Origin of the sequence: Novosphingobium mississippiense (assembly GCF_044029535.1) — a bacterium.
Classification (GTDB): Bacteria; Pseudomonadota; Alphaproteobacteria; order Sphingomonadales; family Sphingomonadaceae; genus Novosphingobium.
Genome location: NZ_CP147001.1, coordinates 577,788 through 601,869 on the forward strand (window position 1 = coordinate 577,788; position 24,082 = coordinate 601,869).

At 65.4% G+C, this 24,082-nt stretch carries 21 protein-coding genes; 9 read left to right on the forward strand and 12 right to left on the reverse strand.

Going from position 1 to position 24,082, the window contains the following annotated elements; all coding sequences use genetic code 11:
• The first annotated feature begins 123 nt into the window (after positions 1-123).
• Positions 124-678 (forward strand): outer membrane protein, encoded by a 555-nt coding sequence (locus WBP06_RS02710; RefSeq protein ID WP_395331615.1) that lies wholly within the window; start codon positions 124-126, stop codon positions 676-678.
• 107 nt (positions 679-785) lie between these two features.
• Here WBP06_RS02710 and WBP06_RS02715 read toward each other — a convergent pair whose 3' ends face one another.
• From WBP06_RS02715 to crcB, 6 genes are read right to left on the reverse strand one after another with little or no spacing between them, the layout of a single operon-like run.
• Complete coding sequence (locus tag WBP06_RS02715; RefSeq protein WP_395331617.1) at positions 786-1,484, reverse strand: ATP12 family chaperone protein; 699 nt, start codon at positions 1,482-1,484, stop codon at positions 786-788.
• A 13-nt stretch (positions 1,485-1,497) separates the two neighbouring features.
• Positions 1,498-1,728 carry a hypothetical protein gene (locus WBP06_RS02720; RefSeq protein ID WP_395331619.1) on the reverse strand — a complete coding sequence of 77 codons (231 nt, stop codon included), beginning with the start codon at positions 1,726-1,728 and terminating at the stop codon, positions 1,498-1,500.
• Complete coding sequence (locus WBP06_RS02725; RefSeq protein WP_395331621.1) at positions 1,725-2,375, reverse strand: HAD-IA family hydrolase; 651 nt, start codon at positions 2,373-2,375, stop codon at positions 1,725-1,727. The genes WBP06_RS02720 and WBP06_RS02725 overlap by 4 nt, the downstream gene beginning before the upstream one ends.
• Positions 2,372-2,974: an FMN-binding negative transcriptional regulator gene (locus tag WBP06_RS02730; protein WP_395331623.1), complete on the reverse strand. Its 603-nt coding sequence runs from the start codon at positions 2,972-2,974 to the stop codon at positions 2,372-2,374. Before WBP06_RS02730 ends, WBP06_RS02725 begins: the two co-directional genes overlap by 4 nt.
• Positions 2,974-4,311, reverse strand: coding sequence for an RluA family pseudouridine synthase (locus WBP06_RS02735; protein WP_395331625.1), 1,338 nt, complete (start codon positions 4,309-4,311; stop codon positions 2,974-2,976). Before WBP06_RS02735 ends, WBP06_RS02730 begins: the two co-directional genes overlap by 1 nt.
• On the reverse strand, positions 4,308-4,715 hold the full coding sequence (gene crcB, locus WBP06_RS02740; RefSeq protein WP_395331627.1) for a fluoride efflux transporter CrcB: 408 nt from the start codon (positions 4,713-4,715) through the stop codon (positions 4,308-4,310). Before crcB ends, WBP06_RS02735 begins: the two co-directional genes overlap by 4 nt.
• A 166-nt stretch (positions 4,716-4,881) precedes the next feature.
• Between crcB and WBP06_RS02745 the strand changes: the two genes are divergently transcribed.
• From WBP06_RS02745 to gatB, 7 genes are all read left to right on the forward strand, one after another.
• A complete protein-coding gene (locus WBP06_RS02745; protein ID WP_395331629.1) occupies positions 4,882-5,535 on the forward strand; it encodes a hypothetical protein in 654 nt (217 codons plus the stop codon).
• A gap of 242 nt (positions 5,536-5,777) precedes the next feature.
• The gene (gene rpsU, locus WBP06_RS02750; protein WP_132386556.1) at positions 5,778-5,984 is read left to right on the forward strand and encodes a 30S ribosomal protein S21; all 207 of its coding nucleotides are present in this window, start codon (positions 5,778-5,780) and stop codon (positions 5,982-5,984) included.
• Positions 5,985-6,339: 355 nt separating this feature from the next.
• Positions 6,340-6,912, forward strand: coding sequence for an FKBP-type peptidyl-prolyl cis-trans isomerase (locus WBP06_RS02755; RefSeq protein WP_395331632.1), 573 nt, complete (start codon positions 6,340-6,342; stop codon positions 6,910-6,912).
• An 11-nt stretch (positions 6,913-6,923) separates the two neighbouring features.
• Positions 6,924-7,463, forward strand: a complete 540-nt coding sequence (locus WBP06_RS02760) for an FKBP-type peptidyl-prolyl cis-trans isomerase (protein ID WP_395331633.1) — start codon at positions 6,924-6,926, stop codon at positions 7,461-7,463.
• A gap of 128 nt (positions 7,464-7,591) precedes the next feature.
• A complete protein-coding gene (gatC, locus tag WBP06_RS02765) occupies positions 7,592-7,894 on the forward strand; it encodes an Asp-tRNA(Asn)/Glu-tRNA(Gln) amidotransferase subunit GatC (protein WP_021234714.1) in 303 nt (100 codons plus the stop codon).
• 133 nt (positions 7,895-8,027) lie between these two features.
• On the forward strand, positions 8,028-9,515 hold the full coding sequence (gene gatA, locus WBP06_RS02770) for an Asp-tRNA(Asn)/Glu-tRNA(Gln) amidotransferase subunit GatA (protein WP_395331634.1): 1,488 nt from the start codon (positions 8,028-8,030) through the stop codon (positions 9,513-9,515).
• A 177-nt stretch (positions 9,516-9,692) separates the two neighbouring features.
• Positions 9,693-11,195: an Asp-tRNA(Asn)/Glu-tRNA(Gln) amidotransferase subunit GatB gene (gatB, locus tag WBP06_RS02775; protein WP_395331635.1), complete on the forward strand. Its 1,503-nt coding sequence runs from the start codon at positions 9,693-9,695 to the stop codon at positions 11,193-11,195.
• A 448-nt stretch (positions 11,196-11,643) separates the two neighbouring features.
• On the opposite strand, the gene WBP06_RS02780 is transcribed toward gatB, so the two are convergent.
• From WBP06_RS02780 to WBP06_RS02790, 3 genes are all read right to left on the reverse strand, one after another.
• The gene (locus WBP06_RS02780; RefSeq protein WP_395331636.1) at positions 11,644-11,943 is read right to left on the reverse strand and encodes a hypothetical protein; all 300 of its coding nucleotides are present in this window, start codon (positions 11,941-11,943) and stop codon (positions 11,644-11,646) included.
• Positions 11,944-11,977: 34 nt separating this feature from the next.
• Positions 11,978-14,920 carry a M16 family metallopeptidase gene (locus tag WBP06_RS02785; RefSeq protein ID WP_395331638.1) on the reverse strand — a complete coding sequence of 981 codons (2,943 nt, stop codon included), beginning with the start codon at positions 14,918-14,920 and terminating at the stop codon, positions 11,978-11,980.
• Between the two features lie 222 nt (positions 14,921-15,142).
• Positions 15,143-15,598 carry a nuclear transport factor 2 family protein gene (locus WBP06_RS02790; protein WP_395331640.1) on the reverse strand — a complete coding sequence of 152 codons (456 nt, stop codon included), beginning with the start codon at positions 15,596-15,598 and terminating at the stop codon, positions 15,143-15,145.
• Positions 15,599-15,947: 349 nt separating this feature from the next.
• Between WBP06_RS02790 and clpB the strand changes: the two genes are divergently transcribed.
• Positions 15,948-18,527, forward strand: coding sequence for an ATP-dependent chaperone ClpB (gene clpB, locus WBP06_RS02795; RefSeq protein WP_395331642.1), 2,580 nt, complete (start codon positions 15,948-15,950; stop codon positions 18,525-18,527).
• 54 nt (positions 18,528-18,581) lie between these two features.
• Here clpB and WBP06_RS02800 read toward each other — a convergent pair whose 3' ends face one another.
• From WBP06_RS02800 to WBP06_RS02810, 3 genes are all read right to left on the reverse strand, one after another.
• Positions 18,582-19,562: a 2OG-Fe(II) oxygenase gene (locus WBP06_RS02800; RefSeq protein WP_395331644.1), complete on the reverse strand. Its 981-nt coding sequence runs from the start codon at positions 19,560-19,562 to the stop codon at positions 18,582-18,584.
• A gap of 96 nt (positions 19,563-19,658) precedes the next feature.
• A complete protein-coding gene (locus WBP06_RS02805; protein WP_395331647.1) occupies positions 19,659-22,814 on the reverse strand; it encodes a TonB-dependent receptor domain-containing protein in 3,156 nt (1,051 codons plus the stop codon).
• 345 nt (positions 22,815-23,159) lie between these two features.
• Positions 23,160-23,711: a hypothetical protein gene (locus WBP06_RS02810; protein ID WP_395331649.1), complete on the reverse strand. Its 552-nt coding sequence runs from the start codon at positions 23,709-23,711 to the stop codon at positions 23,160-23,162.
• Between the last annotated feature and the right edge of the window lie 371 nt (positions 23,712-24,082).

Genomic DNA, 24,082 nt, shown 5'->3' on the forward strand with positions numbered 1-24,082 from the left:
TTGCAACGTCTGGCTGACGGGGGGTGTCTTTTGCGCCCGCCCCCGGTTGCAACATGACGGGTGCCCTGTATTCGGCCCCCACTCCGCGCCAGGGGGCGGGAGTGAATACAGGTGCGATTTAACATGAAGAAGATCACTCTCGCGGCTGCTGCTGCCGCGCTGTTCGCCATGCCTGCCGTTGCCAATGCGCAGGCCTATGTGCAGGTGACCGGCGGCTACGACAACGCGTCCTATTTTGACGACGTCAATTCGGATGGCTTCGACTACGGCGCCGCAGCCGGTTACGAACTGCCGGTCAGCAATGCCCTGTTCGTGGGCGTCGAGGCGACCGTTGCAGGCAGCACCGGCAAGAAGTGCTATGGCGATGCCGACACCGGCCGCCTGTGCATGAAGACCGGCCGCGATCTCGCCGCCGTCGTTCGCGTCGGCACCAATGTGGGCGCCAACAGCAAGCTCTACGTCCTTGCCGGCTACACCAATGGCCGCGTGACCGCGAGCTATGAAGATGCGGACATGAAGATGAAGGCCAGCGGCAATGGCGACGGTCTGCGTCTGGGCGCCGGTTTCGAGCAGGACCTTGGCCACAACATGTTCGGCAAGATCGAATATCGCTATTCGAACTACGAGGGCGGCTTCTCGCGCAACCAGGCGCTGGCCGGCTTCGGCATCAAGTTCTGATCGACTGACGTACCGTCGCTGACGGATGGGGCGTGCGACCCTGCCCCATCCGCGCGATGTGGCCCGTTCCGGTTCTTCCGGGGCGGGCCTTTTCTTTCGTCTTCGGTTTAACGGGGTCGCGATAGACGGGCGAAATCCATCGCCAGCTGGAACGCGGCGAAACGCGTGGCGCGGCGTTCGGCGGCTTCCCAGTCCTCGCCCCAGAGTTCGACCTGCCAGTCTTCCTCAAGATTGGCGGCCTTCCACAGCGCTTCCGCATCGGCTTCGGGCGCGATGGCGGCAAGCGCGATCACCAGCGATGCCGCCAGGCTGGCCAGCATCCGCAGCGCGGCAAGGGTGAAGGCGTCCTCGGCGGCCAGCATGGCTTCCAGCCGGGCCAGCGTTTCGGCGGGCAGCGGCTTGTGGAGGATGCCGGAAACGCGCGGGAACTGCACGCCGTGGCGTGCCTCGGCGGCGGTCAGCAAGGGCTCCCACACCGTCAGCTGGCGCTGGTACAGCGCGTCTTCCGGATCGGCGCGATAGGACAGCGTGTCGGTCTCGGCGTACGGAAGGATTTCGCGCAGGGCCAGCGCCGGGTCGGCGCCGATGGCGTCCACCGCGAAATCGGCAAGGTCGCGCAGCGGGAAGGTCTGCGGATCGATCTTTTCGCCTTGCGCGGCCCATTCGGCGGCCAGCGCCTCTGCCAGGGCGCGGGTCGGCACCACTTGCGGGCGGCCGCCGGCAGTCTTGATCCCGCGCCCGTCCAGCAGGGCACGCCAGCCGCCGTCCTGTTCGGCGACGGTAACTTCCTTGTAGAAACGCTTCACTTCGGTGTTCCGGTTAGTTGCGGCTGCGCCATTTGCGCGCGAGCATGCGGGGGATGACGAAGACGTCGATCATGCCGTTGGCGATGAGCAGGTAGCCCACCCAGAGCGGCCATTGCAGCTTGTTCGACCCGATCGCCAGGCCCGCGGCGACGCAGGCGACGCCGAACAGGCGGACGATCTGGATGATGATCCAGCGATTGCGGGCCGGATCCCTGGCGCCCGCGCCTGAGGTATCGGTCGTCATGCGAGAAGGTGCTCCAGCAATTCGTGCGGGGCTTCGAAGACTTTCTCGGCCCCGGCAGCGGTCAGTTCTTCGGGGTGGTGATAGCCCCAGTCCACGCCGATCGCACGGGTGCCGGCATTGGCGGCCATCTGGATGTCGTAGACGGTATCGCCGATCATCACCGTCTCCCCGGGCCGCGCGCCGGCATCGTCCATCGCTTCCTCCAGCATCGCGGGGTGCGGTTTGGACGGGTGGCGGTCGGCGGTCTGGAGCGTGACGAACAGATCCTTGACGCCGTTCGCTTCCAGGCAGAACGACAGGCCGCGATCGGACATGCCGGTGGCGACGCCCAGCGTCCAGCCGGCATCCTGCAACCCGTGCAGCACTTCGGCGATGCCGGGAAACAGCGGCTGCGAGACGCGGCCCTCGGTACGGGCCTGCCGGAAGGCGGCCTTGTAGGCATCGGCCATGGCGTGCTGCTGCGCCTCGTCGCTGTCGGGCAGCAACTGGCGCATCGCCTGCGGCAGCGAAAGGCCCACCGCGCGGCGGATCAACCCGCGCGAAGGAGGGGCGAGGCCGAATTCGGCGAATGTCGCCTCCATCGCCTCGCAGATCGGGGCCTGCCCGTCGACGAGGGTGCCGTCGCAATCGAAAACCGCCAGTTTCATCCGACCAAATCTCGCATCAATTGGGCGATGGCACGGGACCCTTCGGCCTCCAGCCCCAACGCCACCCGCTCACGTTCGTCGGCGGGCTTGTTCTGGGACAGTTTGAAGGTGGGCCGCCAGGCCTGCACTTCCAGTTCGAAGCCGACGATTCCGGCCTTCAGCTTGGCCAGGTAGCCGGGCGAGACTTTGTCCATCGTCCAGACCTTGCCTTCGGAAATGCGGGCCTCGTTACGGGCGGAGAGACCTTCCAGAAGGCCCATCAGCCCTTCGTCGTCCATCCGCCGCACGCGGCCTTCCATTTCCGCGCTGACGTAGTTCCACGTCGGCACCTGCTCGCTGTCCGCATACCAGCGGGGGGAGACATAGGCGTCCGGCCCGTTCACCACCGCCAGCACCGTGGCATCGGCGATATGACGGGTGAGGGCGTTGCCCCGCGCCAGATGGAACTGCACGGCGCCATCCCCGGTCCACAGCAGCGGCGTATGGGCCACGCGCGGTCCGTCCGGCGTGGCCGCGAAGATCATGCCGAAGCCGACCTCCTCCACCAGCGCCTCGGCCATCGCACGATCGGCCGGACGGAACTGCGCGTTGGGGTGCATCAGCGCTTGCCGCGCGGTGCACCGCCACCGGCTGGACGACCGCCACCGGCCGGGCGACCGGCAGGCTTACCGCCGCCGGTGCCGCCGGCGCCGCCGGGCTTGCGTGGGCCGGACGGCTTGCGCACGCCGGCAGGCTTGCCGGCAACCGGCTTGCCTGCGGCCTTGCGCGGACCGGCCTTGGCGCCGGCCGGTTTGCCAGCGGCCTTGCCCGAAGGCTTCCCGCGCGAGCCGGGGCGTTCGGAGCCGCCATCACGGCGCGAGCGGCGTTCGCCGCGGCGTTCCTTGCGGTACTGCTTGGCGTGGGCCTTGGCGGCGCGCTTCTCGTCGTCCTTGGTGAACTCCGGTGCGCCTTCGGGCAGTTCAGCGCCATCGGCCTCATCGAAGCCGAGCGATTCCATCGAATTGGCGAAGTGCTCGGGCAGGGGGGCGGTCACGTCCAGCGGGGCGCCGTCCGGATGCTCGATGATCAGGCGGCGCGCGTGGAGGTGCATCTTGCGGCTGATCGTGCCGGACAGGAACGCTTCCTGCCCGCCGTACTTGCCGTCACCCACGATCGGGTGGCCGATCGCCGCCATGTGCACGCGCAGCTGGTGGGTGCGGCCGGTCAGCGGGTGCAGTTCCACCCATGCAGCGCGGTTGCCGGCGCGGTCGAGCACGCGGTAGCGCGTCTTCGCCGTCTGGCCTTCCTTCTCGTCCACATGCATTTTCTCGCCGCCGGTGCCCGGCTGCTTGGCGATCGGCAGTTCGATCATGCCGTCGTTGATGCTGGGCACGCCCACCACCAGCGCCCAGTAGATCTTCTTGGCCGTGCGCCCGGAAAAGCGCTTGGAGAAGAACGCCGCGCTGCCCGGCGTGCGGGCGACCAGCAGGACGCCCGAGGTGTCCTTGTCCAGACGGTGGACCAGACGCGGGCGCGGACCCTTGTCCGCATAAGCGTCAAGCAACCCGTCGACATGCTCCTTCATGCCCGATCCGCCCTGGGTGGCGAGGCCGGGCGGCTTGTTGAGCACGATCGCGGCGCGATCCTGCGTCAGCACCATGGCGTCGGCACGCTCGATCTCTTCCTCGGTCAGTTCGCGGCGCGGGCGCGAGGCGCCAAGGCCGGGCTTGGGCTCTCCACCCGGCGGCACGCGCAGGATCTGCCCGGCGGTCAGCCGGGTGTCGACATCGGCGCGCTTGCCGTCGACGCGAAGCTGCCCGGTACGCGCCCAGCGCGAAACCATGGCGAAGCCGACTTGCGGCAAGTGGCGTTTGAACCAGCGGTCCAGGCGGACGCCCTCGTCGTCGTGGCCGACGGTGAACTGGCGGACGGTATCGGTATTCTCAGGGCGGCTCATGCGGCGCTCCTCATCATGGTAAGGCCGAGGAACAGCGCGCAAAGGCCGGCGGCCAGCGAAATCGCGACGTAAAACACGGCAAGCCCCGGCTGACCGCGCTGGGCGAGCGCGATCGTATCGAGGCTGAAGGACGAAAACGTGGTGAAACCCCCCAGCACGCCCACTCCGACGAGCAGGCGCAGGCTTTCCCCACCCGACGCCGAGCGGCCGAGCCACCCGACGAGCAGGCCCATCACAAGACTGCCGACGATGTTCACCGTCAGCGTCCCATAGGGAAACGCCAGTGCGCGGACGGGGCCGAGCAGGACACTGTAGGCATAGGCGACGACGAAGCGCAGCCATGAGCCGACCGCACCGCCCAGCGCCACCATGCAGGAGGCGAGGAGAAAGGAAGGTTGGGGCATGGTGCCCGCCTTAGCCGCGAATGCACGGATTTCCAATCGTGGTGGAAGCATGGAGGCAAACGGGCACGTCATCCGTGCAGATACTTGTGTGCAGTTTGACCGTTTGCGCGATCCGGCTCTCTATAAAGAGCCTCGGGTGCGACCCCACTCCGCAAGGAGACATTCAATGCAAGTCTCATCCGCAACGAGCGCCATGAGCGCTCTGTTCAATCCGCGCAAGGATATGGACGACAAGATCTCGTCCGCCGTCAACAGCGGTTCGATCACCGATACCGACGCCACCGCACTGGAATCGGCACTCGATTCGATCGACGGCTCGCTGTCTTCCAGTTCCGGCACTTCGGGCAGCCGCCTCGATCCCTCGCAGATGAAGGATCGCATCGATTCGCTGATCTCGGATCAGGTATCGTCCGGCGCGCTGACCGAGGACCAGGCGAGCGCGCTTCAGTCGCTGTTCGCGCAGGGCCCCTCGGGCTCATCGTCGTCCGACGCATCGGCTTCGGCCGGCGGCGAACAGGCGATGGGCGGTGTCGAAGGCATGGGGGGCATGGGCGGCCCCGGCGGCCCGCAGGGCGCAGGCGGCCCGCCTCCCGGTCCGCCGCCGTCGGGCGGAGCCGATGAAACCGATGATTCGACGTCCACCGATTCGACCGATTCCACGGACTCGACCGATTCCACGGATTCCACCGAGGATGCACTGAGCGCGATCCTGGCCTTCATCCAGAATCTGAAGGATACGCAGGGCACCAGCACCACGTATTCGGCCACCGGCGTCAGCGAAGCCACGACTTCCGGGCTGATCGTCGATCAACTGGCCTGATCGCGAACAATGGTGTAAAACTTCCCCCGTCGGGCAGCCGTGTCCGGCGGGGGACTGTTTGAAGGCAGCTTTCCGGCCCTAAAATGAGCCGAGATTGCTTGCCTTGCAGCCCCGTTGGTGCTAGCGGCCCCCAACTTCGAGCCGACCTCGCAAGGGATTCGGCGTATTTTCGTATTTTCTCAGGGCACCTTCCGCGTCGGAATGCGGAAACAGTGCTTTCGATTTGTGAGGTGTGTCGGTTTATGCAGATTCTCGTCCGCGACAACAACGTTGATCAGGCTCTCCGGGCTCTCAAGAAGAAGCTGCAGCGTGAAGGCGTTTACCGCGAGATGAAGCTGCGTCGTCACTTCGAGAAGCCCTCCGAGAAGCGTGCACGCGAAAAGGCTGCTGCCGTTCGCCGCGCCCGCAAGCTGGAGCGCAAGCGTCTCGAGCGCGACGGCGTCAAGTAAGAGCACCTGCCGATAGGGCGTGGGGATTGCCCCCCGCGCCTTGCGGCTGGCTCTGGCGGCTCGCGCCCCCACCCGATCCCGCGCCGGTTCTGCCGGTCGGAATGTCGGGTGAGGGCGCGGGCCGCTTTCGTTCGTCCGGGCCATGGGCATGGCGACCCGCTTCGGTCCGGCGATCTCCGGCCCGGCTGTGGACTTGCCTGCATATCGGGCAACCGGAAACGCGGCTTAATCGCTTGATGGTTGCGTTTTCCTGATCCATGAGGGCGCGGACGAATCCCGCGCCCTTTTGCCTATCCGCGCCCCGTGCGCGCCTATGCAGACCAAACCGGCGCCACAAGAAAACCAGGAAGGCTCCATGACAGAGATCACCCGCGTCCCGCTGCAGCCGATTGCCAAGGGCGCTGTTGCCAAGATCTGGATCGGCGTGGCTGCCATCGCGCTGGCCGCTGCCGGTATCGCCTATGCCTCGCTGCCGCCTGCCGTCCATGTCGAGACGATCAAGGCCGGTTCGGGCGAATCGCCGACCATGGATGACGTGGTGCTGATCAACTACAAGGGCACGCTGCCCGACGGTAAGGTGTTCGACGAGCAGAAGAACGCTCCGATGGCACTGGCGGAAGTCATCCCCGGCTTCGGCAAGGCGATGGTGAAGATGCAGCGCGGCGGCAAGTACGACGTCGAAATCCCGGCTGCGCTCGGCTATGGCCCCAAGGGTGCCGGCCCGATCCCGCCGAACAGCGACCTGAAGTTCGAGATCGAACTGATCGACTTCAAGAGCCGTGCTGAGATCGAGCAGCAGCAGCGCATCCTGCAGCAACTGCAGCAGATGCAGGCCCAGCAGGGCGGTGCTGCCGGCGCGATGCCGGGCGGTGCAATGCCCGGTGGCGCCATGCCTGAAGGCGCGCCCGGCGCCCCGGTCCAGCCCTGATCGCGCGCCCGGTGAAGATCGCTTCTCTCGCGCTGGCTTCCGTGCTGGCGCTCGCACTGCCCGTGGCTGCTCAGGCTGCTGCGAAGCCCGCTGCTGCCCCGGCGCCCGCCGCTGCCGCTCCGGCCGCACCCACTTCAGCCGCACCCACTTCAGCCGCACCCAAGGTTACCGTGGAAACGGTGACCAAGGGTGATGGCGCCATGCCCACGCGCGACGACTTCGTGCTGATCGCCTACAAGGGCATGCTCAAGAACGGCACCGTGTTCGATCAGTCGGACGCGACGCCGATGGCCGTGGGCGACGTGGTGCCCGGCTTTGCCGATGGCCTGGTGCAGATGCAGCGCGGCGGTTCCTATCGCCTGACGATCCCCGCCGCGCTGGGTTACGGCGCCGAGGGTTCGGGCCCGATCCCGCCGAATTCGGACCTGGTGTTCGAAGTTCAGCTGATCGACTGGAAGACCCGCGCCGAATTCGAACAGATGATGGCGCAGGCACAGGCCCAGCAGCAGGAAGCTCCTGCTGATCCGCAGGCCCAGCAACCCAAGCAATAAAGACGTCGGCGGTCCTTCGGGGCCGCTCGATGCTTGAAGCAATTCCGGCCGGGTGCTAGCGCCCCGGCCAGAACTTCTGGCGTCCGCGCGTTTTATCGGCGCGGTGCCGGTCTAACTGAAGGAACGCCATGTCGGTCGATACCGCAACCGTTGCGAAGATCGCCAGCCTTGCCCGCATCAAGGTGAGCGAGGCTGAAATCGAGGCGATGGTCCCCGAACTCAACGGCATTCTCGCCTGGGTCGAGCAGCTCGGCGAAGTCGATACCTCGCAAGTCGAGCCGATGACCGCCGTCATCCCCAACACGCTGCGCCTGCGCGATGACGTGATCGATGCTGATCCGCTGACCGGCGGCGACAAGCGCGATGCCGTTCTGGCCAATGCTCCCGCCGCCGAACACGGCTTCTTCGGCGTGCCCAAGGTGATCGAATGATTCCGACGGAGCGCCTTGCACTCCCATCCTTCGACAAGCTCAGAATGAGCGGGTCGGGGGACAGGAACGTACTTTTCCCCGCTCGTGCTGAGCTTGTCGAAGCACTGGCGGCACACAACGGCTGGATTGCAGCATGACTGATCTTACCGAATTCGGCGTCGCGCAGATCCGCGACGGCGTTGCGAACGGCGATTTCTCCGCCGTCGAAGTGGCTACGGCGTTCAACGCGAACGTCGCGGCCGCGCAGGAAGCGCTGAACGCCTTCATCGTCGCCACGCCCGAAAAGGCGATCGAGGCGGCGCAGGCCACCGATGCCAAGCGAGCCAAGGGCCAAGCGCTGGGCAAGATGGGCGGCGTGCCGATCGGCATGAAGGACCTGTTCGCCACTTTCGACGTGCAGACCACCGCCGCCAGCCACATGCTGGAAGGCTTCAAGCCGCAGTACGAATCGACCGTCTCGCAGAAGCTGTGGGACGCCGGTGCGGGCATGCTGGGCAAGCTGAACCTTGATCAGTTCGCCATGGGCTCGTCGAACGAGACCAGCTACTTCGGCAACGTGATCTCGCCCTGGAAGCGCAACGACGGTGGCAACGCCGCGCTCGCGCCGGGCGGTTCCTCGGGCGGTTCCTCGGCCGCGCTCGCCGCGCGTCTCTGCCCGGCGGCAACCGGCACCGACACTGGCGGTTCGATCCGCCAGCCGGCAGCCTTCACCGGCACCACCGGCATCAAGCCGACCTACGGCCGTTGCTCGCGCTGGGGCGTGGTTGCTTTTGCAAGCTCGCTCGACCAGGCAGGCCCGATGGCCCGCTCGGTGCAGGACTGCGCGATCATGCTCGAAGCCATGGCCGGTTTCGACGCCAAGGATTCGACCAGCCTCGACCTCCCCGTGCCGAACTGGGAAGCCGCGCTTTCCGGCGACATGAAGGGCAAGAAGGTCGGCATTCCGAAGGAATACCGCGTCGAAGGCCTGGACGATGACGTGTCGAAGTCGTGGGACGACGGCATTGCCTGGCTGAAGGATGCGGGCGCGGAGATCGTCGAGATCTCGCTGCCGCACACCAAGTACGCGCTGCCGACCTACTACATCATCGCGCCTGCCGAAGCCTCGTCGAACCTCGCGCGCTATGACGGCGTGCGCTACGGCCTGCGCGACTTGCCGGACGGTGCAAACCTTCAGGACATGTACGCTGCGACCCGCGCCGCCGGTTTCGGCCCCGAGGTGAAGCGCCGCATCCTGATCGGCACGTACGTGCTCTCGGCCGGTTTCTACGACGCCTACTACACGCAGGCCCAGAAGGTCCGCGCGCTGATCGCGCAGGACTTCGCCAAGGCCTTCGAGCAGTGCGACGTGATCCTCGCCCCGACCGCGCCCTCGGCCGCTTTCGGCCTGGGTGAGAACGTGGACGATCCGCTGAAGATGTACCTCAACGACGTCTTCGCGGTTCCGGCTTCGCTCGCGGGTCTTCCGGCGATGTCGGTTCCGGCCGGCCTCAACCGCGAGGGTCTGCCGCTGGGTCTTCAGGTCATCGGCAAGGCTTTCGACGAACAGGGCGTGCTGAACGCCGGTCTCGCGCTTGAACAGCGCGCGCAGTTCGCGGCCAAGCCGGAGAAGTGGTGGTAAGCTGGTCGTTTCTCTTCGAGCTGGTCGGCGGCATTGCAAACGTGCTGACTGACCATGCTCCGAAGCGAAAGGACGACCGACCCGCTGCCCGGCGTATAGTGCCGGAGCGGGAAACAAATGACGGGGTGAGGCAGCGGCACCGGCTGCTGCGTCGCCCCAGAAGTGGACCGAAACACGATGACTGAATCAACCTATCGCATCCAGGGCGCCACCGGTGACTGGGAGGTCGTGATCGGCCTCGAAGTCCACGCGCAGGTCACCTCGAACTCCAAGCTGTTCTCCGGATCGGCAACGGCATTCGGCGCGGAGCCGAACAGCCAGGTCTCGCTGATCGACGCGGCGATGCCGGGCATGTTGCCGGTTCCGAACCGCGAATGCATCCGTCAGGCCGTGCGCACCGGCATGGCGATCGAGGCGCAGATCAACAAGTGGTCGCGCTTCGACCGCAAGAACTACTTCTACGCAGATCTTCCGCAGGGCTACCAGATCAGCCAGCTCTATCACCCGCTGGTGGGCGAGGGTTCGCTGACCATCGAGGCGGACGAGAAGGCGGGCATCCCGGCCGACAAGGTGATCGGCATCGAGCGCATCCACGTCGAGCAGGACGCGGGCAAGCTGATGCACGACCAGCATCCGACGATGTCCTATGTCGACCTGAACCGTTCCGGCGTGGCGCTGATGGAAATCGTCAGCCGCCCGGACATGACCTCGCCCGCCGAGGCTGGTGCCTACCTGTCGAAGCTGCGCACGATCCTGCGCTATGTCGGCTCGTGCGACGGCAACATGGACCAGGGCTCGATGCGTGCCGACGTCAATGTCTCGGTGCGCAAGCCCGGCGACGAACTCGGCACCCGCACCGAGACCAAGAACGTCAACTCCGTGCGCTTCGTCATGCAGGCGATCGAGCATGAGGCGAGCCGTCAGGTCGACGTGCTGGAGAGCGGCGGCAAGATCGTGCAGGAAACCCGCCTGTTCGATCCGGGCACCGGCTCCACCCGCTCGATGCGGTCGAAGGAAGATGCGCACGACTATCGCTACTTCCCCGATCCGGACCTGCTGCCGCTCGAACTCGACGACGCTTTCCTCGAGGAATGCCGCGCCAGCCTGCCCGAGCTGCCGGACGCCAAGCGCGCCCGCTACGAAGGCGAACTGGGCCTTTCAGCCTACAACGCCGCGGTGCTGACCGCCGACGTCGATACCTTCGCGTGGTTCGAGGCGCTGTTGGCCGAAACCGCTTCGGCACAGGGCAAGGCGCCCGCTGAAGTCGCCAAGCAGGCGGCCAACTGGCTGATCTCCGAATTCTTCGGCGCGCTCAACAAGCAGGGCAAGTCGCTGGAAGACTCGCCGATCAGCCACGAGCAGGCGGCGGAACTGCTGGCGCTGGTGGGCAAGGGCACGATCTCCGGCTCGATCGCCAAGCAGGTGCTGGAAACGATGTTCGAAACCGGCGACAATGCGGGCGTGATCGTCGAGCGCGAAGGCCTGAAGCAGGAATCGGACACCGGCGCCATCGAGGCGAAGGTGGACGAGATCCTCGCCGCCAATGCCGACAAGGTCGCTCAGTACCGCGAAGGCAAGGTCGCGCTGTTCGGCTTCTTCGTCGGCCAGACGATGAAGGCCATGGCCGGCAAGGGCAACCCGCAGGTGGTGAACGAGATCCTGAAGGCCAAGCTGGGCTGATTTCGTTTCGGATCGCTTAGAAAAGCCCCGGAAAGCAGTGTGCTTTCCGGGGCTTTTTCGTGGGCGTGGTGAATGGCCCACCCCGCTGCGACTAGGTTCGCCTGCGGCTCACCAAGTCTCGCTCCCCTCCCGCTTGCGGGAGGGGTTGGGGGTGGGTTTTTGCATTCTTGTGTACGGGGAGCGTTGACGGATCAACGCGGGCTATCCCTCAATCCGGGTATCCCATTCCGTCGCCCCCGCGGAGGCGGGCGCCCCGCTTTTCTTTGCCATGCGCGCAAGAAAAAGCGGGATCCCCGCCGTCGCGGGGATGACGGGGTTTGTTTTGGGAAATGGATGGGCGTTGTTCTGGCGGTTGGCCGAACATGGGTTCGGGTGAGCGTCAACGATGCCGCCTTGCTCGGTCCGCCCCTGCGGGACGGGGCCTTGCCCGTCTCGCAGGGGCGGACAATCAGCCGACCTTGGTGCCGTTCAGCTGCATCGTGCCGAAGAAGCCGGCCTTGATCGTGCCGGTCAGGTCGGTGCCGTCGACGGTCGCCTTGCAGTCGAGGTCGATCGGCATGGGCGAGGTCATCTTCATCTTCCAGCTCAGCGTATTGCCGCTGATCGTGCCGTTGCGCAGTTCCATCGTGCCCAGATCGCCGGTGATCTGGCCGGTGAAGGTGTCACCTTCCGGCACGATGGTCAGCGTACCCTTCTGGTGGCCCATCGGGGTCTTGGTGGAGCATTCGTAAGTTCCGCCGAGCGACATCATATTCTCCTGTCCATGTCTGTGCGCGGGCGCATCATTGCGATTCGTCGCCCGCGCCGTCTTGCGCGGCGGGTGCCTGCTGGATTTCGATCGGCAGGCCAAGCCCCTTGAGCTGAGGTTCCACGACCTTGCGATCGCCGACGATCACGAAGACCAGCCCCTGCGGGCGCAGGAACTGCGTGGCGGCAGCGGCCACGGTGGGCTTGCCGATGGCGCGGTACTTGGCCGCCAGCGTGACGTAATAGTCCCCCGGCCGGCCCAGACGGTCGTTCTGGCTGATGGCGCCGGCAACCTGGCCGTTGGTTTCGAACAGGTTGGGAAGCTGGCGGATGGCGCCGTCCGTCACGCGCTGGAATTCCTCGTCCGTGATCGGCTTGGCGGCGGGATAGGCGGTCATGTCCGCCATGATCGCCTTGATCGCTGCGCCCGTGCGGTCCGACTGGACGGGGGCGGAAAGCGTGAAGGCGCTGGGCCCGATCGGCTTGCTGACGCCGCTGTAGACGCCGTAGGACCAGCCCTTTTCCTCGCGCAGGTCCTTGTTCAGGCGCGAGAGGAAGCCGCCGCCCAGCACGTCGTTGGCCAGTTGCAGCGGTTCGGTATCAGGCGTGCGGCCGGTGATCGGCAGGACCCGGCCGGCAAGGATCACCGACTGGGGCGAGTGCGGCCGGTCGATCAGCACGATGCGCGGCTTGCCGGCGGTGATCGGGGCGGCCAGCGGCTTCACGGGCGCGGGGGTGGCCGGGGCCTGCCAGTTGCCGAACGCGCGTTCGAGCAGGGGCTTCAGCTGATCCATCGACACGTCGCCCACCACGGTGATGCGGGCAAGATCCGGCCGCAGCCACTTGTCATGCGCGGCCTTCAGCGCATCCGGCGTCAGTGCGGCCAGCGTGGCGGCCTGGCCCAGTCCGTCGTTGGGCTGGGCATAGGGGTGCGCGCCGTAAAGCGCGGCGCCCAGCGCGCGGCGGGCAAGCGCCGGGGGGGAAGACAGCGTCTGCGACAACGAGGCTTCGGCCTGCGCCTTCACACGCTCCACTTCGGATGGCGCGAAGGCGGGGTGGCGCACCACATCGGCCAGCAGGTCCAGCGATGGGCCGAGGTTGTCGGTCAGCGCCGTCAGCGTGGCGCTGGAGGTATCGAGCGATCCGTCGATCGAGATGCTGGCGCCCAGCCGTTCCTGCGCTTCGGCGATGCCGGTGGCGTCCAGCGTAGCGGTGCCCTGGTCGAGCATCGAGAGCATCAGGCCCTGCGTACCCGGCGTGTCCAGCGCGTCCGCCGCGTAGCCGGCGTCGAAGTCCATCGTCAGCACCAGCTTGGGCACGGCGGTGCGGCGTGCCAGCACCACCGGGATGCCGTTGGACAGCGTGGTGCGCTCCATCGCCGGGAAGGCCAGCGCGCCCACCGGGGCGACCGGCGGGGCGGAGATCTTCGGCGCGGGCGGCAGTGCCGGGGCGGGCTTTTTCGGATCCGGCCTGGGCGCTGGCGTCTTGTCCTCATCACCCCAGCCGCCCAGCTTGGCACCGTCCATCGTGCGTTCGCCCGGCACCACGTCCAGCGCGTAGACGGGGCGGGAGAGCCACTTGTTCATCGCCGCCTTGATCTGGTCCGGCGTCAGCGCGGCCATGGCGGCAAGGTCATGCTTGTATTTGGCCGGATCGTTCGAATAGGCCTGACCCTCCGCCAGCGTGGCGCCCTTGCCGGAAAATCCGCCGACGCGTTCCAGGCCGCCGATCTCTTCGGACAGGGTGCTGACGACGGAGCGGCGCACTTCGTCCTCGGTCGGGCCGTCGCGCAGGAAATCGGCCAGCACCTTGTCGAAGGCGGCATTGGCCTTGGCGCGATCGACGCCGGGCTTCACCTGCATCGCCATGCCCAGGAAGCTGACGCTTTCCTCGATCTGTGCGGATGCCGTGACGCCCACTGCAAGCTGCTGGCCGCGCACCAGTTCGTTGTCCAGCCGCGAACTGGCAAGGCCGCCAAGGATGTCCATGCCCACTTGCAGGGCGGGCGCATCGGCATCGTTGAGGCCGGGGCCGGTCCAGTTGCGGCTGAGGTAGAGCAGCGGCACCTGATCGGCGATCTCCCGGTGGATCGGTGCGGGCAGCGTCACCGGGCCGGCGGAAACCGGCGCAACCTCAGGCCCGCGCGGGATCTGGCCGAACCATTTTTCGACCAGGGGCTTGGCGGTGGCAGCGTCGATATCGCCGGAGAGCACCAGCACGGCGTTGTTGGGGCCGTAGTGATCGGTGAACCATGCGCGCACATCGGTCAGCGTGGCCGCGTCAAGGTCGGCCATCGAGCCGATGGTGGTGTGGCGATAGGGGTGGCCGACCGGCAGCAGTCCTTCGTTCAGCGCATATTCGACCAGGCCATAGGGCTGGTTGTCACCCTGACGCTTCTCGTTCTGGACGACGCCCCGCTGCTTGTCGAGCTTGTCCTGGGTGACGGCCGGCAGCAGGTGGCCCATGCGGTCGCTTTCCAGGAACATCGCCAGTGGCAGGGCGCCGGTGGGCACCGTTTCGACATAGTTGGTGCGGTCGTAGGAGGTGGAGCCGTTGCTGGAGGTGGAGCCGGCGGCGTCCAGCGGCACGTCGAAGTCCGGCACGTTGGACGATCCGCCGAAGAACAGGTGCTCATAGAGGTGCGCGAAGCCGGTCTTGCCGCGCGGTTCGTTGCGAGAGCCGACATGGTAGTAAAGCGTGACGCCGACGATCGGCGCCTTGCGATCGGTGTGGACGATGGTGGTGAGGCCGTTGGCCAGCACGAACTTCTCGTAGGGGATATCCACCTTGGAAACGAGTGCGGCGGGCGAGGCGCGCTCTTCCGCTTCCAGCGCGGATGCTGCGGTCTCGACATCGCGCGCTGCGGCACGGGTTTCTGCTGAGACCTGCGCAGGGCTGACTGCTTTCGTGGTCGCACAGGCGGACAGGAGAAGGGCGGTGGCGAGCGCGATGGCGCTGGAACGATGGGCAAGACGCATGGCGCAAGGTCTATCACGTTGATCACGACTGACCAGAGTTTCCATTGGAGCTTGCCGATCGGCCCGTATTTATTTCAGTCGGTTGGGGCTGCATTTCTGCAAACCCTTTCGTCATCCCCGCGTAGGCGGGGGTCCCGCTTTTCTTTGCGAGCGGGGCAAGAAGAAGCGGGGCCCCCGCCTTCGCGGGGGCGACGAGGCCGTTTGGGTGAAGTCTTGGCCGGCTCAACCGCGCCGGAAGATCTGGCCCGAATCGAAGCGCGTGATGCGCCATTCGCCGTCCGGATCGCGGCGGCATTCCATCTTCACGTCGGCCACCGCCAGCGGATCGCAATACTTGTCGAACGGCGCTTCACCTTGCGCGGCGAAGAACACCAGCAGGTAGCCGACCTTGGCATTGTCCGCATCGTCGAACGACACGCGCAGGGAGGTGATGATGTGGCGCATGGTCATCAGCCCCGCACCGGCGCGCAGGGCCTCTGCCCGGCCCTGGTAGAAGGCTTCCACGGCCTTCAGCCCTTCACGCCATTCACCGCCGACGTTGTAGGCCACGTCTTCCGCCAGCACGTCGGACTTGCGCATTTCCAGGCCGTTGTGGATGTCGAGCTCGTCGCCCCATTCGTAGACGACCTGCTTGATCGCCAGCACGTCCGCTGCCTGCTGGGGGGTGAATTTCGCCACTGTCGATCCCTCTTCCCGTTGGTTCCGGCCGTTGGTTCCGGTCCTGCCCGCGCAGGCTAGGCAAAGGGCGGCCCAGCGCCAAGTGTTTGCGCGCCAAGGATCCGCTTCACCGCCCGGGCGACGTTTGCCGGAATGGGGTTAGGCAAAATTGTCGGCAGGTTCAGGGTTATCGGGGACTGGCAATCTGGCGGCGGAGCCCCATCTTGTGCGGGCCGGTTCCGGCACCCAGTGATTCACTTGTGATTACACGATTTTCCTTGCGCCACGCTGCGCGCAAAAAAGATCATGGCATGTCTTGTGTTGCAATAATGCAACACTATATGATCGGGATCAGGAGGCAATTCAGACCATGAATCTCGAAAAATTCACCGACCGGGCCAAGGGGTTCCTGCAAGCCGCGCAGACCGTGGCGATCCGCATGAACCACCAGCGTATCAGCCCGGACCATATCCTCAAGGCTCTGTTGGAAGACAGCGAAGGCATGGCCGCCGGGCTTATCAAGCGCGCGGGCGGCAATCCCGATTTCGCCGTGCAGGAAGTGGACAAGGCGCTGGGCAAGCTGCCCGCCGTCTCGGGCAGCGGCGCGCAGGCCTCGCCCGGGCTCGACAACGATGCCGTGCGCGTGCTCGATCAGGCGGAGCAGCTTGCCACCAAGTCCGGTGACAGTTTCGTCACCGTGGAGCGCATGCTGCTGGCACTGGCGCTCGCCACCACGACCACGGCCGGGCAGGCGCTGAAGGCCGCCAACCTGACGCCGCAGGCGTTGGAGGCGGCGATCACCGACTTGCGCGGTGGCCGCAAGGCCGACAGCGCGGGCGCGGAAAACGCCTATGACGCGATGAGCAAGTATGCGCGCGACCTGACCGAGGCGGCGCGGGCCGGCAAGCTGGACCCGGTGATCGGGCGCGACGAGGAAATCCGCCGCACCGTGCAGATCCTTGCCCGCCGCACCAAGAACAACCCGGTGCTGATCGGCGACCCCGGCGTGGGCAAGACTGCCATCGTTGAAGGCCTTGCCCTGCGCATCGCCAATGGCGACGTGCCGGACAGCCTGAAGGACCGCACGTTGATGTCGCTCGACATGGGCTCGCTGATCGCGGGCGCCAAGTATCGCGGCGAGTTCGAGGAACGCCTGAAGGCGGTGCTTGACGAAGTGAAGGGTGCGGACGGGCAGATCATCCTGTTCATCGACGAGATGCACACGCTGATCGGCGCGGGCGCCTCCGAAGGATCGATGGACGCGGGCAACCTGCTGAAGCCGGCGCTGGCACGCGGCGAACTGCACTGCATCGGCGCGACCACGCTGGATGAATACCAGAAGTACGTCGAGAAGGACGCGGCGCTGCAGCGGCGTTTCCAGCCGGTCTTCGTGGGCGAGCCGACCGTGGAGGACACGATCTCGATCCTGCGCGGGCTTAAGGAGAAGTACGAACTGCACCACGGCGTGCGCATCACCGATGCGGCGCTGGTGGCGGCGGCGACGCTTTCCAACCGCTACATCACCAACCGCTTCCTGCCGGACAAGGCGATCGACCTGATGGACGAGGCTGCCAGCCGCATCCGCATGGAAGTGGAAAGCAAGCCTGAGGAGATCGAGAAGCTCGACCGCCGGATCATCCAGCTGAAGATCGAGGAAATGGCTCTGGCCAAGGAGACCGACGAGGCTTCCAAGGATCGTCTGGTCAATCTGCGCGAGGAGCTGGCCAATCTGGAGCAGCAGTCGAGCGAGCTGACCACCCGCTGGCAGAACGAGCGCGACAAGATCGCTGCCGAGGGCAAGATCAAGGAACAGCTCGATCAGGCGCGGCTGGAACTGGAACAGGCGCAGCGCAATGGCGATCTGGCCAAGGCGGGCGAGCTGTCCTACGGCACGATCCCCTCGCTGGAGCGCAAGCTGGCCGAGGCGCAGGCCCAGGCCGGAAATGCCCTGCTGCGCGAGGAAGTGACCGAGGACGACATCGCCTCGGTCGTCAGCCGCTGGACCGGTGTGCCGGTCGACAAGATGCTGGAGGGCGAGCGCGAGAAGCTCCTCAAGATGGAGGAAGTGATTGGCGCGCGCGTGATCGGGCAGAAGGATGCGGTTTCCGCCGTGTCCAAGGCGGTGCGGCGTGCCCGTGCCGGGCTGCAGGATCCGAACCGGCCGCTGGGCTCGTTCCTGTTCCTTGGCCCCACGGGCGTCGGCAAGACCGAACTGACCAAGGCGCTGGCCGGCTTCCTGTTCGACGACGACAGCGCGATGGTCCGCATCGACATGTCGGAGTTCATGGAGAAGCACGCGGTGGCCCGCTTGATCGGCGCGCCTCCGGGCTACGTCGGCTACGAGGAAGGCGGCGTGCTGACCGAAGCCGTGCGGCGCCGGCCCTATCAGGTGGTGCTGTTCGACGAGGTGGAGAAGGCCCACTCCGACGTGTTCAACGTGCTGCTGCAAGTGCTGGACGATGGCCGCCTGACCGATGGGCAGGGCCGGGTGGTGGACTTCACCAACACCCTGATCATCCTGACCAGCAACCTGGGTAGCCAGTACCTGACCCAGCTTGACGAAGGGCAGGACGTGGACACCGTGGAGCCGCAGGTGATGGAAGTGGTGCGCGGGCATTTCCGGCCCGAGTTCCTCAACCGCCTGGACGAGATCGTGCTGTTCCACCGTCTGGGCCAGGAACACATGGGCCCGATCGTCGATATCCAGGTGGCGCGTGTCCAGAAGCTGTTGAAGGACCGCAAGATCACGCTGGACTTGAGCGATGCGGCGAAGCGCTGGCTGGGCCGGGTCGGTTACGATCCGGTGTACGGTGCAAGACCGCTGAAGCGTGCGGTGCAGCGGTATCTTCAGGATCCGCTGGCGGAGAAGCTGCTGGCAGGCGAGATCCCCGATGGTTCGCACGTCAAGGTAGACGACGGGGACGGGGCGCTGGCAATCAGCGTGGCGTAATCGCTGCAGTGAAAGGGGGGGGGACGGGCAACCGTCCCCCCGTTTTCGTTCCCGTCACGCGCGGCTGCGATGATTCCATACGTTGAAGGGTTCCGCGCGAATCCAGCGCGTGGCGGCCCATTTCGCGCCTTGGCGGACAGGCGCTCCCGCATGGCTGCTGCGGGGATCGGGGGAGCCGTCCGCGAGAGTATTGTGGAAGGCGACCATGTCACCGCCCCCGCCCGCCACCGAGAGGCCCTGTCGCGGGAATCGCGTCTCGCCGCCCAGATAGCCGGTGTTGAGATAGATGAGCGCGGTGGCGACCCGCTGGTTCGGTTCGTTGGGCAGGGTATCCATGTGTTCGCGATATTCCTGCCCCGGCGCGTAGTGGAGCACGCTGAGCGGTTCCCCCTGCTCGACGCGGGTGCCGGTGGCTGCGGCGATCCGTCGCAATATGGCCTGCAGGGGCAGGGATTCGCGCGTGGGGCCGAGGACCGCAGCGGAGGATGTGCGGATGGGATGGGCCATCAGCCGACCGGTTCGCGGGTCGCTTACCATCGAGGGTTCCATCAGATCGCGGGCGGCCATGGCGATATGCGCGCATTCGCCGGGCGTGAAAAGCTGGCGCCAGCGCCGCACTTGACAGGCCCGGTCCAGGATTTCCGGATCGCCAAGGGAAGCGGGATAGCCCTGCGCGTCAAGGCGCATCTGTTCCACCAGGGCAAGATCGTCTGCAGCCGGGCCGCCGTAACGATCCGCCGCCGCCTTCAGATATTCCATGGCGCATGCCCAGTCTGCGGGCGCGCCGGTGCCGTTGGCGGTCAGCGCCACTTCCATCAGGGCAGCGTCTTCATGTCCGGCGAGCGTCGCTGCGCGCAGCAGCCGCCGGGCTTCCGGCAGGTCGCGCGCCAGCGGGCTGCCGATCAGTCGCCACTGCCCGAGCAGGGCCAGGGCATCGGCATCGCCATGGGCGGCGGCATCTTCGGCGATCGCGAGGGCATCGGCATTGTTGCCGTTCTGAAGGGCGGCAAGGGCCCGCTCGCTGGCTTGGGTCATGGAACGTCTCTTGGCCTTGGATACGGTCAAAGAAAAGGGGCGGCGGGATAACCCGCCGCCCCAAGGCTTCTATCGTCTGGTTCGTGATCGCCAGGATCAGAACTGGGCGGTGATGCCCGCGTAGAAGTAACGGCCCATGTTCGGGTAGACGCCCGAACCTTCGCCCACGCCGGTCAGACCGTACGGAGGCATCTTGTTGAACACGTTGTCCACGCCGAGGTAGAACGAGTAGTCCTTGCTCAGCTCCGCTTCGAGGCGGATGTCGTGGTAGAACACGTCGGGGTACTTCTTGATCGGGGCGTAGTCCGCGTTCTGCGGAGGATTGCCGTTGACCGAGTTGTAATCCTCGTAAGCGTTCAGGTACATCGCATCCAGCCAACGCAGGCCATAGCTGAACTTCACCGGACCGGTCTGGAACGTGGCGTTCAGGTTCACCGAGTCCGACGGATAGCTAAGCTCGTCGAGGTAGGTGTCCTTGTAGCTCGGATCGGTCGGGTCGGTGAAGGTGTCGTTCTGGAGGTAGTGCGTCCAGTAGGCCGACAGCGTCAGGCGACCGAAGTCGAACCGGTGATCGTAGGTGGTTTCCACGTTGATCCCGCGAACCTTCATCTTCGCGTAGTTCAGCGAGCTTTCCAGCAGCGAACCTTCGAGGATCTGGTACGGCTGTTCGCCGTTGGCACCACCGGACGCACCGGCGCGCTGGAACAGCCCGCAGTACGGGTTGTCGAGCGAAGCCGAGTCATAGCACAGGTCCGCAATGGTCTGCGCGTCGACAGAGGCGATCACGTTGTTGACGGTGATATCCCAGTAGTCGACCGAAACCGACAGGCCCGGAATCCAGCGCGGCTGGATGACGGCGCCGACAGTGTACGAGTCCGAGGTTTCCTCACGCAGGTTGACGTTGCCGCCGCTGAGGATTTCGAGCGAGCTCGAATAGGCGTAGTCGTACGAGCTGGGGATGCCTGCCGCGGCGCAGTTGGCGGGGCGGTTGGCAGTGCCGGTCGCGATGTTGCGGGCCGAGCACGGATCGGTGAAGTTCGGCGCGTAGTTCTGGCCGACGGCCGAGTACAGTTCGCTCAGGTTGGGTGCGCGAATTGCACGGGCATAGGTGCCGCGGAACTTGAGGTCGCGGACCGGGCTCCAGATCGCTTCGGCGCCGTAAGTGGTCACGGTGCCGGTTGCGCCCTTGTAGTCGGAGATACGGCCGCTGCCGCGCACGCTCAGATCTTCGAAGAACGGACGGTCCTTCAGGATCGGAAGTGCGATTTCCGCGTAGGCTTCCTTCACTTCGAACGCAGGCGAATCGAAGCCCGGAATGGCGTTGTAGAACGCGTAGCCTTCCTGGGTCAGGTCATCGAGGTCGTACTTCAACGTCTCACGACGGTATTCGCCACCGACCGAGAAGGCCACCGGGCCGCCCGGCAGGTTGAAGAACTGGCTGGTGTCGCCCGAGATGAAGCCAACGGCGTCGAACTGGGTGATCTTGCCGGTCGCGACGCTCTTCGTCAGGATATAATCCTTGGCGGCCTGGCTCACCGAGCCCTGACCGAACGGATTGAGCGGAACGCAGGATGCGATGTCGCCGGCCAGACGCGGATCGGTGGCGGTGCCGCCACCGGTCACGTAGGAGAACGCTGCCGAGGGATCGATCTGCGAACGGCAGACGATGTTGCCGTTGGCATCGGTCGTCGAGTCAAGCGCCAGCAGGTAGCGCTGGACGTTGACGTTGCCGGTGATGACGTTGCGTTCCTTGTGCTGGCCGTAGTTGGCGGACAGCTCATAGTGCCAGTCGTCGTTGAAATCGCCCTTGACGCCGCCGACGATGCGGAAGGTCTCACGCTTGATCTGCTCGTCGCGCATACCGAAGTCGGTCCAGTTGCGGCGCAGATTGAACTGGAACGAACCGTCGGCGATCGCGGCCTGCTGCGCGGCAAGCGCGCTGGCCGAGAGCGCGGCGCCAGTGTTCACGTTGACGGTCGATGCCATGAATGCATCGGTCAGCGTCTGGCGGGCGTCGGCGCTCAGATACGGGTTGTCGAGACGAACGCGCTCACGCGGATCGCCCAGCGTGGTGCCCTGCGAGAAGAACGGGCCGCTCTGCGAACCGCGCGCGTCGGTGCGGCTGTACTTCGCTTCGAAGAACGGCACCAGCGCAGGGGTGATCTCGTAGTGACCCGCGAGGTTGACCGTGTAGCGCTGCAGGTCGGGCGACAGCGCGACGAGCTGGCCTTCGCGGCCGGTCGTGCCGTTGCCGCCCTGGAAGCTGCCGTTGGGGCCGATGCCGATGCGCTCACCGGTCTGCGGCACGAGCGAGCCGTTCGGCTGGAACAGGTAGTTGCAGGTGAACGCACGGCCGTTGCCGCCCACGCCGCAGGGGGCTGCGGTGGGGTTCACATAAGCTGCGACCTGGCCGCCCAGCGAGATGGTTGCCGAGTGGATGTCGTTGTAGAACGTACGGTCCGGAATGCCGTTCGAACCGTTGGGCGAACCGGCCGGATCGACGTCGGTGATGACGAAGTTCTGGTTGCGGCGCAGACCGGGACGATCCGATGCATAGAAATCGTCCGAGTGCGAATATTCGGCCGCCAGCGTGATGTTACCACGGCCTTCGGCGAAGTTCTTGCCCGCCACGAACGAGACGAACTGCTTGCCCGCGTCGCCATAGGTGGAAATGCCGGTCTGGCCACGGGCGCGAATGCCGTCGAAGTCTTCCTTCAGGACGAAGTTCACGACACCGGCGATGGCGTCGGAACCATAAACGCCCGAGGCGCCGCCGGTCATGATGTCGACGCGTTCGATCAGGTCGGCCGGAATCGTGTTGACGTCAACCGAGACGCCATTGACCAGCACGTCGCTGCCGACGTGGCGGCGGCCGTTGACAAGCACCAGCGTGCGCTGGGTGCCCAGGCCGTAAAGGTCGAGCAGGTTGAGGCCGCGCGTGCCGAGGAAGCGGGTCGAGTTCGCCTGGCTGAAGTTGCTGCGCAGCATCGGCAGTTCGTTCAGCTGGTCGCCAACCGACAGGTTGCCCGAGCTGAAGATCTGCTCACCGGTAAGAACGGCGACAGGGTTGGCCGATTCGAGGTTCGGCGACGAAATGCGCGAACCGGTGACCACGATGGCCTGGCCGGCTTCGGCGTCGCTTTTGGTATCCGCCGGCGCTTCCTGCGCATAGGCCTGGGTCGAGCACAGGACGGCAAATGCCGTCAGGCTCGTGGCACCCCGCAGGGCACCCTTCATGAGAGTGGATTTCAAGTGTGTGTCCCTTGTTTGCGACCCGCCTCCCGCAGCGTGACCAAACAGGGAGGGGGTTGGATGTAGCTGACGGACATCGGAAAATGCCCGCCGCCATGGGACGATGTCTTGCCTTATGAGACGGGCGGTTCAACCCGTATTGCTACCTGAATGACCAATGAATTTTGCTTTGTGGCGTTTATGTAACAGATTTGTTGCACCTAAATTTCAGGCAATTTTGACGTGATGCAATCGTTTTGGAATGATGCGATAAATCGGCAGCAATGCGGGTGGTGAAAATTCCATACGTGGCGTTTTTCTGGCAATTCTATTGCTGCGCCCGGCAAGTCACGATCAAAGTGTGAACTATTGAACGCGGCGCATCTTCAAGGCCGTCTGCCCACGTACCGAAACGAAATAGGTGCCAAGGGCGCCGCGGGTGATGCGGGCATCGTTGCCCGGCTTGGGCGACAGGACGAAATCATTGAGGTCGTTCTGCTCCCACGTGCTGCCATCGGCGAAGGTGATGACCCAGCCATTGGCGTTGTGGCGGGCGCTTTGGACGGTCGTGGTCACTTCCTTGATCTCGCCCTTATCCTCGTCGCTGCCGCCGAAGCCCATCAGCTTGGCGACGGGCGCGCCGAATCCGAATAGACCGCGCTTTGCGCGCTGCACCGCCTGCTTGTCCGCAACGACGATTTCCTTCTTGCGTGTGGCCTCATCCAGGGCAGCGGCCTGGCGGTCGAAGCAGGAAAGGCGTTGGGTGCTGTCGGTAACGGCGCGGCAGTCCATCAACTGCTGGAACAGCTCGGGCTGGGGTGGGGTTTCCTCGGCCTTTTTCGCGGCCGAGGCCGGCAGTGGGGACAGCAGGGCCAGAGTCATGACCGTCTTCAGGCTTGTGCTGATCGTCCCGCGCATCGTGTTGCCCCTTTTGCTGTGTAGCCGTCCGGTTGCATCCGGCGGTCGCGGGGTGGTTAGCAAGGCCCGGACGGCTTTCGCAAGGTTGTGCGCATGCGGTGCAATGGATGGGGAGTCTCGCCTGCGTATTGCGCAACAATACATCTCGTTTTCGGGCCGTGTTTCTTTCAATGTTGCGACAATGCCACGACCAATCGGTTGAAGTCGGCGGCGGCGAAGCGTCGCTCCGGAGCGCCGCAAATCTGTAATGTTGCGCATATGCCACAAGGTAACGGTAATGTTGCGCGGCAAGAGGCAAGGGCCTTTGCGATAGCCCAGCTTTGCGCAATGAAACGTCATCTTCCGGGGGCGCGACACATCGTCGCACGATT

Excerpts from the sequence above, each read along its gene's own strand:
- WBP06_RS02730 (WP_395331623.1), bottom strand. The coding sequence starts at position 2,974 with ATGCACCCCAACGCGCAGTTCCGTCCGGCCGATCGTGCGATGGCCGAG.
- gatB (WP_395331635.1), top strand. The coding sequence starts at position 9,693 with ATGACTGAATCAACCTATCGCATCCAGGGCGCCACCGGTGACTGGGAG.
- gatC (WP_021234714.1), top strand. The coding sequence starts at position 7,592 with ATGTCGGTCGATACCGCAACCGTTGCGAAGATCGCCAGCCTTGCCCGC.
- crcB (WP_395331627.1), bottom strand. The coding sequence starts at position 4,715 with ATGCCCCAACCTTCCTTTCTCCTCGCCTCCTGCATGGTGGCGCTGGGC.
- WBP06_RS02755 (WP_395331632.1), top strand. The coding sequence starts at position 6,340 with ATGACAGAGATCACCCGCGTCCCGCTGCAGCCGATTGCCAAGGGCGCT.
- clpB (WP_395331642.1), top strand. The coding sequence starts at position 15,948 with ATGAATCTCGAAAAATTCACCGACCGGGCCAAGGGGTTCCTGCAAGCC.
- WBP06_RS02725 (WP_395331621.1), bottom strand. The coding sequence starts at position 2,375 with ATGAAACTGGCGGTTTTCGATTGCGACGGCACCCTCGTCGACGGGCAG.
- WBP06_RS02780 (WP_395331636.1), bottom strand. The coding sequence starts at position 11,943 with ATGTCGCTCGGCGGAACTTACGAATGCTCCACCAAGACCCCGATGGGC.
- WBP06_RS02810 (WP_395331649.1), bottom strand. The coding sequence starts at position 23,711 with ATGCGCGGGACGATCAGCACAAGCCTGAAGACGGTCATGACTCTGGCC.
- WBP06_RS02745 (WP_395331629.1), top strand. The coding sequence starts at position 4,882 with ATGCAAGTCTCATCCGCAACGAGCGCCATGAGCGCTCTGTTCAATCCG.
- rpsU (WP_132386556.1), top strand. The coding sequence starts at position 5,778 with ATGCAGATTCTCGTCCGCGACAACAACGTTGATCAGGCTCTCCGGGCT.
- WBP06_RS02710 (WP_395331615.1), top strand. The coding sequence starts at position 124 with ATGAAGAAGATCACTCTCGCGGCTGCTGCTGCCGCGCTGTTCGCCATG.
- WBP06_RS02735 (WP_395331625.1), bottom strand. The coding sequence starts at position 4,311 with ATGAGCCGCCCTGAGAATACCGATACCGTCCGCCAGTTCACCGTCGGC.
- WBP06_RS02720 (WP_395331619.1), bottom strand. The coding sequence starts at position 1,728 with ATGACGACCGATACCTCAGGCGCGGGCGCCAGGGATCCGGCCCGCAAT.
- WBP06_RS02785 (WP_395331638.1), bottom strand. The coding sequence starts at position 14,920 with ATGCGTCTTGCCCATCGTTCCAGCGCCATCGCGCTCGCCACCGCCCTT.
- gatA (WP_395331634.1), top strand. The coding sequence starts at position 8,028 with ATGACTGATCTTACCGAATTCGGCGTCGCGCAGATCCGCGACGGCGTT.
- WBP06_RS02800 (WP_395331644.1), bottom strand. The coding sequence starts at position 19,562 with ATGACCCAAGCCAGCGAGCGGGCCCTTGCCGCCCTTCAGAACGGCAAC.